Origin of the sequence: Pseudomonas sp. UBA7530 (genome assembly GCF_002479365.1) — a bacterium.
Taxonomy (GTDB): Bacteria; Pseudomonadota; Gammaproteobacteria; order Pseudomonadales; family Pseudomonadaceae; genus Aquipseudomonas.
Window position 1 is genome coordinate 286528 of the sequence record NZ_DLMS01000011.1, and the last position, 13918, is coordinate 300445.

Below are 13918 nucleotides of genomic sequence, written 5' to 3' on the forward strand. Positions count from 1 at the left end.
CCATGTACGAATCCCTGCTCAAGGTACTGACCAGCTACGGCATGCTCAGCGGCTTCGCCATCATCGGCATCACCATGTGGGTGTCGTACTGGATGTCCGACAAACTCACGCGCGGTCGCCTGCACGGTTCAGCCATCGCCATCCTGCTCGGCCTGCTGCTGTCCTATATCGGTGGCGTTTATACCGGTGGGCAAAAGGGCCTGGTGGACATACCCCTGTTCGCTGGCGTGGGCCTGCTCGGCGGCGCCATGTTGCGTGACTTCGCGATCGTCGCCACGGGCTTCGGCGTTAGTGTCGAGGAACTCAAGCGTGCAGGGTTCGCCGGGGTGCTGGCACTGTTCGTTGGCGTGCTGTCGTCCTTCGTCGCCGGGGTAGCAGTGGCCATGGCCTTCGGCTACACCGACGTGGTCAGCCTGACCACCATCGGCACCGGCGCGGTGACCTATATCGTCGGCCCGGTGACCGGTGCGGCCCTCGGCGCCAGCTCCGACGTGATGGCACTGTCCATCGCCGCCGGCCTGATCAAGGCGATCCTGGTGATGGTGGCCACGCCCTTCGTCGCCCCCTATATCGGCCTGAACAACCCACGCAGCGCGGTGATCTTCGGTGGCCTGATGGGCACCTCCAGCGGCGTCGCCGGTGGCCTGGCGGCGACCGATCCCAAGCTGGTGCCGTACGGCTGCCTGACCGCGGCCTTCTACACCGCGCTGGGCTGCCTGCTCGGCCCGTCGCTGCTCTACTTTCTGATGCGAGGCCTTCTGGGCTGACTCTTTGCCCGCCGCCATGGCGGGCTTTTTATTTAGGCTGAACGCGCTGCCCTGTGGGAGGCGCTTCAGCGGCGACGCTTGCGCCTACGACTGCCTGCTATACATCCGGCACTCGGCGAGCAGCGCCAACAGGTTCGGGTCGCGTTCCTTGGCCTTGAGGAACACCACGCCGATATGCTGTTGCAGGTGGTACTTGGCCTGCAGCGGAATCAGCTTCACCCGGTTCTCGTACACCGCGGCCACGCGCCCCGGCAGCAGGGCGTAGCCGACACCGGAGCTGACCATGCTGAGCAAGGTGAAGATATCCTTCACCTGCATCGCCACCTTCGGCTCGAACCCGGCCTGCTGAAAGACCCGTTCGCCGTCTCGGAAGGTGGCGTAGCCCTGGGTGAGGGTGATGAAGGTGTCGTCGCGCAGGTCGGCCAGATCCACTTCGGCCTGCTCGGCAAAGGGTGAGTCGTTCGGTGCGGCGAGGAAGATGTCATCGGAGAACAGCGCCAATTGCTCGCAGTCCGGGTCGCTGACGCTGTCGTCGAGGGCGATGAGGATGGCATCCAGCTCCATGTTCTTCAGCTTGTACAGCAGGTCGACGTTGGAGCCGAGCACCAAGTCGATGTTCAGCTCGCTGCGGCGCAGCTTGAGACCCATGATCAGTTGCGGAACCGTCTTCACCGTCAGCGAGTAGAGCGCGCCGAGCTTGAAACGCTCGGCGCCGAAGCCTGCTGCCTCACGGGTCAGGCGCACCATCTCCTGGGCGTCCTGGATCAGCTTTTGCGCCTTCTCCTCCAGCATGTAGGCGCTTTCCAGCGGGATCAGGTTGCGCCCTTCGTGCTTGAACAGCGGGCAGCGCAGCGCACTTTCCAGCGAGTGGATGGCGCGGTGCACGCTGACATTGCTGGTCTGCAGCTCGCTGGCGGCGCGCGCCAGGTTGCCGCTGCGCATGAACGCCAGGAAGACCTCCAGCTTTTTGAGAGTCAGTTCTTCGTCGATCAGCATTGGCCTGTCCTTTTCCAGCGGTAGACGATTGTGCCGCATTCTCGAGGGGCTGCGGTGGTCGATCGTTATGACTTTGGTGGCATGAGCAGGCATTGCCAGGCCACGCGGATTACCTTGGCGTGCGAACTGTGCTGTAGTGCGAGCGATGTCCGCTTCTTCTCGCGCCCAGGAGTCTGCCCATGCAACTGATCTACGCCGCTGCCTCTCCCTTCGCCCGCAAGGTTCGCGTGCTGGCTGCGGAAACCGGCCTGCTGGCACGTATCGAACTGCTCGATACCGCCGTATTGCCAACCACCGTCAATGAACAGGTCAACGCGCGCAATCCGCTGGGCAAGATTCCGGTGCTGCTGACTGAAGACGGCGAGGCGCTGTACGACAGCCGGGTGATCTGCGACTACCTCGACACTCTGCACCAGGGCCGCAAGCTGCTACCGGACGGCGCTGCACGCTGGCAGGTGCTGCGCCTGGCGGCACTGGCTGACGGCCTGATGGACGCGGCACTGCTGGCGCGCTACGAGCGCAGCGTGCGACCGGTCGAGCTGCAATGGCCGGCCTGGCTCGACGGCCAGCTGGGTAAGGTGCAGCGCGCGTTGACGGAGCTGGAACGCCAGATCGACCAGTTGCAGGGGCCGCTCGACCTGGCACAGATCGGCGTCGCCTGCGCGCTGGGCTATCTGGACTTTCGCTTTGCCGACCTCGACTGGCGCGCCGAGCATTCAGGGTTGGCGGCATTTCAGCAGACCTTTTCTCAGCGCGCGTCGATGCAGGCAAGTGTGCCTGGGTAAGATCGTGCATGGCCTGCGTATCTATCACCAGACAACGCAACCTTTGGCTGCGTAACTCCGTAGCGGATGTCAGGCAGCCAACGCCGCGGGCGAGACGGTGTTAAGTGTTCTGGCAGGCTTGGTCGAGTGGCATCGAGTGTCGGGCATGCCAATTGGCCATTCAAACGGAGCCATCGAGGCTTCCGCCACTGATTCCCGAAAAGATTCACAACTTGGCGCGCGTTCTACGTTCGTATGGGAGGACAAATGTGTAAGTTGTCACTTATCATACGTCCTACAACTGCGAAGGCGGTTGTGAATCCCGGCGCCGCAGCCGGGTCTCATTCAATGTCCCGGTGGTGCCTTATGCGCCATCCACTGACAGGAGAACGCCATGCTGAGTCTGACTGGCCACAATTACATCGGCGGTGAGCGCCGCGCCGCCGGTACCGTCGAGCACAAGAGCCTCGACGCCAGCAGCGGTGAAGCGCTGCCTTACACCTTCATCCAGGCCACGCCGGAAGAAGTTGACGCTGCCGCCCAGGCTGCCGCTGCCGCTTACCCGACTTACCGCAACCTGTCGGCCGTGCGCCGTGCAGAGTTCCTTGAGGCGATCGCCGACGAAATCGACGCCCTCGGCGATGACTTCGTTGCCTTGGTTACCCGCGAAACCGCACTGCCGGCTGCTCGCATCCAGGGCGAACGTGGTCGTACAAGTGGCCAGATGCGTCTGTTCGCCAAGGTGCTGCGTCGTGGTGACTTCTACGGTGCACGCATCGACCGCGCCCTGCCGGATCGCCAGCCGCTGCCGCGCCCGGATATCCGTCAGTACCAGATCGGCGTTGGTCCGGTCGCCGTGTTCGGCGCCAGCAACTTCCCGCTGGCCTTCTCCACCGCTGGTGGCGATACCGCTTCGGCCCTGGCTGCCGGCTGCCCGGTGGTATTCAAGGCGCACAGCGGCCACATGGCCACTGCCGAGTGCGTAGCTGATGCGGTGATCCGCGCGGCCGAGAAAACCGGCATGCCCAAGGGCGTGTTCAACATGATTTTCGGCGGCGGCGTCGGCGAAATTCTGGTCAAGCACCCGGCCATCCAGGCCGTTGGCTTCACCGGTTCGCTGAAAGGCGGTCGCGCCCTGTGCGACATGGCTGCTGCCCGTCCGCAGCCGATCCCGGTATTCGCCGAGATGTCCAGCGTCAACCCGGTGATCGTCCTGCCGGGCGCCCTGAAGGCGCGTGGCGCCACCGTTGCCAAGGAGCTGGCTGGCTCCGTGGTACTGGGCTGCGGCCAGTTCTGCACCAACCCGGGCCTGGTTATCGGCATTCGCAGCGCCGAGTTCAGCGACTTCGTCGCCGGCCTGGCCGACGCCATCGGCGCCCAACCGGCGCAGACCATGCTCAACGCCGGCACCCTGCGCAGCTACGCTGGCGGCGTCGCGCAACTGAAAGGCCATGCCAAGGTCAGCCGTCTGGCGGGTAACGAGCAGACCGGCAACCAGGCGCAGCCGCAGCTGTTCAAGGCCGACGTCAGCATGCTGCTCGAAGGCGACCACCTGCTGCAGGAAGAGGTCTTCGGCCCGACCACCATCGTCGTCGAAGTCGCCGACAGCGCCGAGCTGACCCGCGCTCTGCAGAGCATGCACGGCCAGCTGACCGCGACCCTGATCGCCGAGCGTGAAGACCTGACCGCCTTCCGCGACCTGCTGCCGCTGCTGGAAGTCAAAGCTGGCCGCGTGCTGCTCAACGGCTACCCGACTGGCGTGGAAGTCTGCGACTCCATGGTCCATGGCGGCCCGTACCCGGCGACCTCCGACGCCCGCGGTACCTCGGTCGGCACCCTGGCGATCCACCGCTTCCTGCGTCCGGTCTGCTACCAGAACTATCCGGATGACGTCCTGCCGGAAGCGCTGCAGAACGCCAACCCGCTGGGCATCCAGCGTCTGGTCGACGGCGTGCACAGCCGTGACGCGCTGAGCTGATCCGCGCGCTGAAATGAAAAATGCCGCACCCTTGGGTGCGGCATTTTTCGTTGAGGCGACGGCGAGGTTTACTTCGCGGCTGCCTGGGTTTTCTCCACCGCCTGGATGATCACCTTGGCCACATCGCTCGGGCGCGACTGCTGCGGTACGTGGCTGGCGGTAACTTCGGTAGTGTGCGCACCGATTTTCTTGGCGAAGTCGCGCTGCATCTGCGGCACGATCATGCGGTCATCATTGGCGACGACGTACCAGGACGGCTTCTGCTTCCAGGCTTCCACGCTGGTGCGTTCATCGAATGCGGCGGCGCGAATCGGACCCTGCGTCGCGGTCATCACCGCGGTCTGCTCGGCAGACAGATCCTGAGCGAAATCGGTCGCCATGCCCTGCGGTGTCAGGTACAGGAAACCGTTCTTGTCGGCGGCGATCTGGCTCGAACCGGGTGCGGTAGGATAGCCGGCGTAGAGTTCGCCGGTGGACTGGCCTGCATTCGGTGCGAACGCCGCGACATAGACCAGGCTGCGTACCTTGTCGTCGGTACCGGCCTGGCTGATCACCGTGCCGCCCCAGGAATGGCCCACCAGAACGACATCACCGTCCTGGTTGTTCAATACGCGCTGGGTGGCGGCGACGTCGTCGGCCAGCGAGGTCAGCGGGTTCTGCACCACGGTAACCTTGATGCCTTTATCCTGCAGCAGCGGCACGACCTTGGCCCAGTCGGAGCCGTCGGCGAAGGCGCCGTGAACGATAACTACCGAAGGCTTGGCGTCGGCGGCCTGGGCATTGACTGCGAAGAAGGGACTGGCGATGGCGAGGACGAGGATCAGCGGCTTGGTATTGAACATGATTGAATCTCCTGTGCTTGGGAGATGCCAGTGTCGGTAATGCGCCGAGGCTGCGGTATCGGTCGTTTATCCGAGGCGTGGAAAAAGGAGAGGTATGCAATGCAGGTGAATGACGCCGTCGCGCTGGAAGACGCCCTGCTGGCGCTGGCCATGGTCGGTGACCTGAGCATGGGCCAACCGATCGATCAATCGCGCCGTACCGCGCGCCTGGCCCAGTGGCTGGTGCAGGCCAGCGGCGGCGATCAGGCGCAGATCGCTGCGGTGCGGCAGGTGGCGTTGCTGCGCTGGTCTGGCTGTACTGCCAACGCTGAGGGGTTCATGCGCCTGCTTGGTGACGATGTCGGCGGGCGCCGCGATATGCTCGCGCATACGCTCGATGCTGCCGGCCGGCGCGCCATGCTGCGCACCACGCCATTGGCCGTGGTGCACTGCGAAGTCGCCGGCGAGGTGGCGCGCACACTGGCGCTGGGAAGTGACGTCGAGCATGGCCTGCGGCACATTTTCGAATGTTACGACGGCAGCGGCCGCCCGCTCGGTCTGCGCCATCCGGATGTTCCGCAAGTGGTGTATCAGGTGGTGTTGGCGGGCGACCTGGAAATCCTGTCGAGGGCTCATGGGCTGGAGGCAGCGCTGGAGTGGATCGTCGCTCAGGGCGATCGCCGTTACCCAGCTGCGCTGGTTGCCGCACTGTCACGCCACGCGACGGATTGGCTGCAAGCCTTGCGTACGCCCGAGGTCGCCCAACCGAGAACAGGGCCGGAAGTACCCCTGACCCTGGTGGGCGACGTAATCGACCTCAAGCTGCCCTGGCTGGCCGGCTATTCGCGTCAGGCTGCCAACCTCGTGCGTGACGCCGGCCGGCTGTGGGGCCTACCCGAGCCGCGCATCGAGATGCTCGCCAAGGCGGCGCTGATTCATGGCCTGGGCCGTGCGGCCGTGCCCAATCGGGTCTGGAGCACGCCCGGGCCTTTGCTTGACGGCGATCTTGAGTCGGTACGTCTGGTGCCCTACTGGACGCATCGGGCCTGCAGCCAGATCGACGGCCTGAACGAAGCCGGACAATTGGCTGCGCATGCCTACGAGCGTCTGGATGGCAGCGGCTATTTTCGCGCCCTCGGTGGCGAAGCCCTGCAGGCCGAGCATCGCCTGCTGAGCGCAGCGTTGGCCTGGCAAGCACTGCGTGCCGAACGGCCCTGGCGCGCAGCTTTAGATGATGATCAGGCCGCCCGGCTGCTGCAGGATGAAGCCGAGCAGGGCCGCTTTGATCTGCGAGCCTGCCAGGCGGTGATCAGCGCGGCGCACGGCGAGCATGCGCCGCTGGCCAGCAAAGCTGGCAACGGCCTGCTCAGCGAGCGCGAAACGCAGATTCTGCAGCGCATCAGCGGCGGGGCGAGCAACAAGGCGGTGGCGCGCGACCTGGGCATCAGCCCGAGCACCGTGCGCACCCATGTCGAGAGCGTGTTCCGCAAGCTGCAGTGCTCGACGCGCGCCGCTGCGACGCTAAAGGCGCTGACCTTGGGAGTGATTTGAGACAGGAGCGACGGATCAGTCGCCCCCGCCGCCACCATCGCCCCCGCCGCCCGAGTCGAAGCCCCCGTCACCGTATCCGGGGCTGGAATCCTGCCCGCTCAGGCCGCTTCTCCTGCTTTTACCCGCGCGTGACTTGGGCCTCGAGCGTTGCCACGAATAGATGCAGAACACCACGAATGCGATAGCGATCAGCGGCAGAATATCCATGCGTATTTCTCTCCATTGCGTGGCGATGGTCCTGGCGGCACTGGCCTGCTGATCTCGGACGCCTATCCAGCTAGAACCTCGCCGCTAGAGAGGCGTCCGAGTCGCCTACAGCGCACTTTCCGCAAGCGCCGGCACGGTGAACTGAAACTCCGAGCCCTTGCCCAGTTCGCTCTGGACGCCGATATGCCCGCCGTGGGCTTCCACGATGCCTTGGGTAATGTACAAACCAAGACCCGTCCCGGTGGGATTGCCATCCTTTGCCGTCCAGTAACGGTCGAACACATGAGGCAGGTGCTCCGTGGGGATGCCCTCGCCGGTATCGCGCACGGTGAATACGATGTCATCGCCGACAGATTTCGCACGGACTCCGACCTGGCCCTGTCGCGGGGTGAACTTGATCGCATTGCCGATCAGGTTCGAGAGCACCTGAAACAGCCGCTCTGGATCAGCATGAATGCGCAGATCAGGATCAGCCTCGAAGGAAATACTGATGTCCTTATCAAGCGCGAGTGGTGCGAGCAGCGATTGCGCTTCTTCGAACATGTGCCCGACATCGAGCTTTTGCGGGGTGATGGTATAGCGCCCGGCGTCGATCTTCGACGTATCGAGCAAATCCTCGAGCAGCGTGTTCATCCGTCCGGCGGCCTGCTGCATGGTGTCGAGCGCGGTAGCGATGCGTCGCGAGGTATGCGGGCCGTCAGAGCTAAAGGTCTTTTGCATCATGCCGCAGAGCATCGAAATCACCGTCATGGGGTTTCTCAGGTCATGCGAGACCACGGCAACCAGCTCGTCACGGGCACGCACCGCCTCCTGCTCGCGGCGTACTTGCCGGGCGAGATCATGCTCCAGCGCCGAGCGGCGCAAGTCGTTGGCCGCAAACAAGTCTCCCTGGCTCCATTTGGTTGAGATCCCGGCCATCTCCACCTTCCAGATTTCGAACGATGTGCGAGGCCGCAAGCGCAGGCCAGCATCGGAATTTTCCAGATCCATGGGTTTGCGCGGATCGCCGCTCCAGTTGATGCTTTCCTTCACCTCTGGACGAAACCACAGAACCCCGTTATCCACCGGCTTGGGCAGGCTCATCGCCAGTAGGCCGCTAGCCACCTGCGGATACTGCGCGGCGGGCGGATAGGCAGCAGAAAGGCAATGACTGGAAAACACCGGCTCGCCCCGGTCCTGCAACCATTGGTGCAGCGCACGGATTTCCTGAGGCTCCGGGCAGTTGCCGTATCGGCGTAGCTGCTTGTCTTCGATGACTGCGACACCGCCAGCCCCCGTCAGCGCCATCAGCACCTCAGGTTGCGCTGCCAACCCATCGAAAACAGTCTGCGAAGAATCGATCATGGCCTGATTGAGCAGCCTCAGCGCATCGATCTTCGCTTCACGCTGACGGTTGATCTCCAGCGACTCCATGGCGCTGATCTGCAGCGACAGTACCTGGCCGATAGTCTGGCAGGCGCTACGCAGCTCATGCGGTACGTGCAACGGCTGGCGATTGCCGCAGCTGATCAGGCCCCAGAGTTTGTCGTCCTTGAGCAGGGAGATACTCATCGACGACAGCACCCCCATGTTCTTCATGTATTGGCAGTGAATCGGGGAAACGCTGCGCAGCGTGGCGAAGCTCAGGTCCAGCGGGGTCTGCGTGTCGGGACGCAGCTTCGGCACCAGAGGCACCGGTTGGTAATCGGCGTTGGGGATGATCCGCAGCCAATTGGTGCGATACAACTCGCGGGCCTGTTCGGGTATGTCCGAGGCGGGGAAGAACAGGCCATTGAAGAGCTCCATTGACGGCGCGGTGGCTTCAGCGATTACCTGACCATGGCCCTCTTCCTCGAAGCGATAGATGAGCACCCGGTCATAACCGGTCATCGCCTGAATTTCCTTGACGCTGATGTCGTACAGCTCCTGCAGCGTGCTCGCTTGTTGCAGGCGCTGGAGCATGCGTCCCAGGTTGGTGTTGAGCCCCGCGACGTTTCGCGGCTGGAAATTTTCCACGTGGATTTCCAGCTCCAGGATCAACACGCCCTGATGCCGATGCAGCAAGCCCTCGAATGTCATGCCATTGATGTGAAAGTGAAGTGGCCCGGCGTCGGCGAACGCTGGCCGCAGCAACGCCTCGCGTACTGCTTCGGCGTGGGCCTGGCCAATCAGCTTGTGTAACGGTTGGCCGATCAGTTCTTGCGGCGTGTGCGCCAGCAATGTTTCGACATTGGCGCTGATCTGGATGATCTCGAGATCCGGTTCGCTGAGTGTCAGCAGCAATCCATGAGGCTGGATCGCCCCGGGGAAGCGGATTGGCTCGTCGGCGCAGTTGGCCAACAGTTCTTCGAAGGCCTCTTTGTTCTGCGGGGTCATATCAGTACCTCTCTGCGTTCGAGCCAGCGCTCGAAACAGGCGAATGTGGTCTGGGCCGCCATGACAACGGCTTCGCGCTCGTCCGTATCCAGGGATTGACTTCCCAGATACGTAATAAAACTGCGCCAGCGTCGCCCGGTTTCCGCGCCATAGATATCGAGGAACGCCGCTCCGTTGTCGGCGTTCAGGCCTAGTCGTGAAGCCATTTCCCGGCGCAGGATTTGTCCACCGAGTGTGGCCCCTTCGAGCACATACAGAACGCCCAGGAAGGCGGGCCTGCAGTTTATTGCAGGTAATCTCTGGCAGATCGGCAAACGCTCGATGGCCTCGGCTGAAAGGCCTAGAGCATGCAGGTCCTTGCACAGGGTCGGTGCTTTGAGGCGCGACACCAGGTCGAAATCGGCAGGTATCACGTCGCTATCGAGCAAGGCATTTTCAAGGGGCAGATAGAAGCCGTAGTAGGCCTGCATCAGCCGTTGAAAGGCGTTTCTGTCGAGAAGGTCAGAGAAAAAGGGAAGTTGTTTTTCCAGACCGATGTGCATTTTTGCAGTACCGGCCCGCAGATCCTGTAGCACCGGCAGCACAGGAACTTCGCGTGCCTTGGCTTGCATTTGGGACGCTCTTGTGAGGGCCGCGTGCGGCGGCCAATTTTAAGATGAGCAGGGACTAACCCTATCACGCGAGGTGCCATACCCAAGCTAAAAACGGTTTATTCCAGATAAGCGGGGTGCTGGATGGCCGAAGGCCAGCCCAGGTGTAAGCGCCATCGTGAGGCACGCCGACTGGCTGCAGAGTGGGTTCGAAACGCCAGCCCACTGCTATCCGGACCGTTGAACCGCGTCATGAGCCTGATTTCCGAGAGCCCTATATAAGCACGTCGTCGCACCGTGTGCTCAAGCGTGATTTCGCCGTGTGCGCCGGGCGCTGAGAATGAATGCACCAAGCGCCTGTTGGAAGAACCTAGTCCTTGCATCAGGCCTTGGTTCGAAGCGGGCATTCGCCCTCTCATATCCATGAGACAGCACCCATCGAAAAAAAGGGCCGAGGTTTTCACCTAGGCCCTTGTTTTCTATCTGGCGCATCCGGCGGGATTCGAACCCTCGACCCCTGCCTTCGGAGTCCTAAAAGTCACCCTTTACGATCAAGACGTTAGCGCGGAACAGCTAGAAAATCAAAGAGTTGTGGACGCTGCCGTTAGCGGGTTTGCGCCTCGTTTAGCGGAGCGAGTGTGGCAAATTTGTGGCATCCAATAACCAGAAATGCGTTAGACAGTTAATTCTTTTGCAATCATCTCCGCCTGCTTCAGTACCGTTTCCGTAGCAAGCAACTGCATGTCTGGCGGATAGCCAAACTGACGCAAAGTACGTTTCACGATCACCTTGAGTTTTGCTTTGACGCTTTCTTTGATGGTCCAATCGATAGAGGCGTTTTCACGCACTCGCAAGGTTAGCACCACGGCCAGCTCGCGCAATTTATCTTGTTCCATCAGCTCACGAGCGCTGTCGTTGTTGGCCACGGCACTGTAGAAGGCGTACTCGAAATCCGTCAGGCCCATGTTCTTGGCTTCATCGTCCGAGGCCACGATTTCCTTGCTGATCTTGATGAGCTCGTCCATCACTTCGGCGGCAGTCAGGATTTTGTTGTGGTACTTCTTGATGGCGTTTTCCAGCATCTCCATCAAGCTCTTGCTCTGCACCAGATTCTTTCGGGTCCGCGCTTTTAGTTCGTCGTTTAGCAGCTTCTTAAGCACCTCAAGCGCCACGTTCTTGTGTTTGTGGTCCTTCAGTTCGGCCAGAAACTCGTCGGAGAGAATAGAGATATCCGGTTTCTTGATGCCTGCCGCATCGAACACGTCGATCACCTGTTCCGATACCAGCGCCTTGTCGATCACCTGACGGATAGTGGTTTCGATGTCTTCATCGCTGCGGCCTTCACCAGTACCGCCGTCGAACTTGACCAGGCGGGCTTTGACCGCCTGGAAGAAACTCACTTCGTCCTTGGCATCCAGCGCTTGCTCATGGGGCACCGCAATGGCAAAAGCTTGCGACAGTGCAGAGACTTCCTTGATATAGCGGTTACGCCCATCTTCCAGCCCGAGGATATATTCTTCCGCCGCCAGGATCAGCGAGAGCTTTTGTGCAGTATCGGCCTCGAAGAAGTCTTCATAAGCGAACCCGTGGTACATGGCTGAGATCACCTCGATCTTCTCCAACATCAGCGCCACCGCTTGCTCCTGCGCCAGGGTCGGGTCGCCTTTGCCGCCGGCATCGGAGTAGAACGACAGCGCCTCTTTCAAATCGGCGGCAATGCCCAAATAGTCCACCACCAGGCCGCCCGGCTTGTCCTTATGCACGCGATTCACCCGGGCGATGGCCTGCATCAGGTTGTGGCCCTTCATCGGTTTGTCGATATAGAGGGTATGCATGCTGGGTGCGTCAAAGCCCGTCAGCCACATATCGCGCACGATCACCAACTTGAGCGGGTCGGTATCGTCCTTCATCCGCTCGGCTAGCATTTTGCGTTGTTCTTTGCTGGTGTGGTGTGTGGCCAACATCGGGCCATCGCTGGACGAAGCGGTCATCACTACCTTGATCACACCTTTGCTCAAGTCATCCGAGTGCCACTGCGGACGCAGCTTGACTATCTCGCTGTACAGCTCGGCAGCAATGCGCCGCGACATGCTTACCACCATGGCCTTGCCTGCAAAGACCTCCTGGCGGGCGTCGAAGTGGGCAACAATATCGCCTGCAATGTTCCTAATGCGTTGCTCGCTGCCGATCAGTGCTTCCATCCGCGTCCACTTGGCCTTGGCTTTCTGTGTTTCGGTCAGCTCTTCCTGCTCCAGCTCTTCGTCCAGTTCGGCGATCAGCTGTTTGCCTTCTTCGCTGAGCGTCACTTTAGCCAAGCGACTCTCGTAAAAGATGCGCACCGTAGCGCCATCGTCCACGGCCTGGGCGATGTCGTAGATATCCACGTAGTTGCCAAACACGGCGGGCGTATTGACGTCGGTCTTCTCGATGGGGGTGCCGGTAAAGCCCAGGTAGGTCGCGTTGGGCAGGGCATCGCGCAGGTACTTGGCGAAACCGTAAATCACCTTCTTGCCGATCAGGGTACCGTCGGCGCTTTTCTCGTCCACCGTTTTGGCCGCAAAGCCGTACTGGGTGCGATGCGCTTCGTCGGCGATCACTACTATATTGCGGCGCTCGGAAAGCTCTTCGTAGACGTTGCCTTCCTCAGGTTGGAATTTCTGAATAGTGGAGAACACTACGCCACCGGAGGCCACCTTGAGCAATGCCTTGAGGTCGTCACGGTCCTTGGCCTGCACCGGCTCCTGGCGCAGCAGCTGCTTGGAGGCGGCGAAGGTGTCGAATAGCTGGTCGTCCAGGTCGTTACGGTCGGTGATCACCAGAATGGTTGGGTTATCCAGCAGTAAGACTATCTTGCCGGTGTAGAACACCATGGAAAGCGATTTGCCCGAACCTTGGGTGTGCCACACCACACCCGCCTTCTTATCGCCTCGGGGCTGCCTGGTCACGCCGGGTAGGCCATAGCTGGCAGGGTTTTCCCTGGTGCTCAGGCCTGAGTCCATATCCACGGCCCGCAAAGTGGAGGCTATCGCCGCATTGACCGCATAATACTGGTGATAAGCCGCCAACTTCTTCACCGTGTTGATGGTGATCTGGCCGGTTTTCGGGTCTTCCTTTCTACCCTTCTCGAACACGATAAAGTGGCGCAGCAGGTCAAGCAGCGTGGCCTTGTTCAGCATGCCGACGATCAGGGTTTCCAACTGACTGACTAGGTGCGAGGCCTCGGCCTTGCCGTCGGCACTCTTCCACGCCATAAAGCGCGACAATCCCGCCGAGAGCGAACCGGCCTTGGCTTCCAATCCATCCGAGATCACCACGAAGGCATTACTGGCGAACAGGCTTGGGATGCTTTGTTTGTAGGTTTCGATTTGCTGGTAGGCGCTTTTCAGCGTGGCGTTTTCCGCGGCGGCGTTTTTCAGCTCGATCACCACCAGGGGCATACCGTTGACGAACAGCACCAAATCCGGTCGTTTGGTCTGGTTGTTCTCAATCACGGTGAACTGGCTGGCGACTACGAATTCATTGTTCTCCGGGTGAGCGAAGTCGATCAGCCAGACCCGTTCGCCACGCTCGTCACCATCCTTGTGCCGACTCACCGGCACGCCTTCGCTCAGTAAACGGTGAAACGCCTCGTTATTCGCCAATAGTTCGGGGGACTGCACGCGCTGCACATTCTTCAACGCGTCTTGGACGACATCCACCGGCAGCTTGGCGTTGATGCGCCGAGCTGCCTTTTCCAACCGGCCAAGCAGCAGAACTTCGGCATAGTCGCTCCTCTCCGGATTATCACTGTCCGGCGCGCTATCGGGGGCGTGAATGGCCTGATAGCCCAGGCGTTCGAACAACCTGATGGCGAAGGTTTCGATAGCGGATTCGGTTAGTGTGGACAAAA

9 protein-coding genes are annotated in these 13918 nt (G+C 61.3%); 4 read left to right on the top strand and 5 right to left on the bottom strand.

The window, feature by feature from the left end:
* The first annotated feature begins 2 nt into the window (after positions 1-2).
* On the top strand, positions 3-767 hold the full coding sequence (gene madM, locus B2U07_RS15335; protein ID WP_197857754.1) for a malonate transporter subunit MadM: 765 nt from the start codon (positions 3-5) through the stop codon (positions 765-767).
* 84 nt (positions 768-851) lie between these two features.
* On the opposite strand, the gene B2U07_RS15340 is transcribed toward madM, so the two are convergent.
* Positions 852-1763, bottom strand: coding sequence for a LysR family transcriptional regulator (locus B2U07_RS15340; protein WP_275546612.1), 912 nt, complete (start codon positions 1761-1763; stop codon positions 852-854).
* Between the two features lie 179 nt (positions 1764-1942).
* Here B2U07_RS15340 and B2U07_RS15345 point away from each other — a divergent pair, with 179 nt between their 5' ends.
* Together B2U07_RS15345 and B2U07_RS15350 are read left to right on the top strand one after the other, a co-directional pair.
* Positions 1943-2548, top strand: coding sequence for a glutathione S-transferase (locus B2U07_RS15345; protein ID WP_296277239.1), 606 nt, complete (start codon positions 1943-1945; stop codon positions 2546-2548).
* Between the two features lie 373 nt (positions 2549-2921).
* A complete protein-coding gene (locus tag B2U07_RS15350; protein ID WP_296277240.1) occupies positions 2922-4505 on the top strand; it encodes an aldehyde dehydrogenase (NADP(+)) in 1584 nt (527 codons plus the stop codon).
* Positions 4506-4573: 68 nt separating this feature from the next.
* On the opposite strand, the gene B2U07_RS15355 is transcribed toward B2U07_RS15350, so the two are convergent.
* Positions 4574-5347 (bottom strand): alpha/beta fold hydrolase, encoded by a 774-nt coding sequence (locus tag B2U07_RS15355; protein WP_296277241.1) that lies wholly within the window; start codon positions 5345-5347, stop codon positions 4574-4576.
* 99 nt (positions 5348-5446) lie between these two features.
* On the opposite strand from B2U07_RS15355, the gene B2U07_RS15360 reads away from it, so the two are divergent.
* On the top strand, positions 5447-6877 hold the full coding sequence (locus B2U07_RS15360; protein WP_296277242.1) for an HD domain-containing phosphohydrolase: 1431 nt from the start codon (positions 5447-5449) through the stop codon (positions 6875-6877).
* Positions 6878-7189: 312 nt separating this feature from the next.
* Here B2U07_RS15360 and B2U07_RS15365 read toward each other — a convergent pair whose 3' ends face one another.
* From B2U07_RS15365 to B2U07_RS15375, 3 genes are all read right to left on the bottom strand, one after another.
* The gene (locus tag B2U07_RS15365; RefSeq protein ID WP_296277243.1) at positions 7190-9439 is read right to left on the bottom strand and encodes an ATP-binding protein; all 2250 of its coding nucleotides are present in this window, start codon (positions 9437-9439) and stop codon (positions 7190-7192) included.
* Positions 9436-10050: a biliverdin-producing heme oxygenase gene (locus tag B2U07_RS15370; RefSeq protein WP_296277244.1), complete on the bottom strand. Its 615-nt coding sequence runs from the start codon at positions 10048-10050 to the stop codon at positions 9436-9438. Before B2U07_RS15370 ends, B2U07_RS15365 begins: the two co-directional genes overlap by 4 nt.
* A gap of 653 nt (positions 10051-10703) precedes the next feature.
* Complete coding sequence (locus B2U07_RS15375) at positions 10704-13916, bottom strand: type I restriction endonuclease subunit R (protein ID WP_296277245.1); 3213 nt, start codon at positions 13914-13916, stop codon at positions 10704-10706.
* Positions 13917-13918: the final 2 nt, after the last annotated feature.

Excerpts from the sequence above, each read along its gene's own strand:
- madM (WP_197857754.1), top strand. The coding sequence starts at position 3 with ATGTACGAATCCCTGCTCAAGGTACTGACCAGCTACGGCATGCTCAGC.
- B2U07_RS15340 (WP_275546612.1), bottom strand. The coding sequence starts at position 1,763 with ATGCTGATCGACGAAGAACTGACTCTCAAAAAGCTGGAGGTCTTCCTG.
- B2U07_RS15345 (WP_296277239.1), top strand. The coding sequence starts at position 1,943 with ATGCAACTGATCTACGCCGCTGCCTCTCCCTTCGCCCGCAAGGTTCGC.
- B2U07_RS15350 (WP_296277240.1), top strand. The coding sequence starts at position 2,922 with ATGCTGAGTCTGACTGGCCACAATTACATCGGCGGTGAGCGCCGCGCC.
- B2U07_RS15355 (WP_296277241.1), bottom strand. The coding sequence starts at position 5,347 with ATGTTCAATACCAAGCCGCTGATCCTCGTCCTCGCCATCGCCAGTCCC.
- B2U07_RS15360 (WP_296277242.1), top strand. The coding sequence starts at position 5,447 with ATGCAGGTGAATGACGCCGTCGCGCTGGAAGACGCCCTGCTGGCGCTG.
- B2U07_RS15365 (WP_296277243.1), bottom strand. The coding sequence starts at position 9,439 with ATGACCCCGCAGAACAAAGAGGCCTTCGAAGAACTGTTGGCCAACTGC.
- B2U07_RS15370 (WP_296277244.1), bottom strand. The coding sequence starts at position 10,050 with ATGCAAGCCAAGGCACGCGAAGTTCCTGTGCTGCCGGTGCTACAGGAT.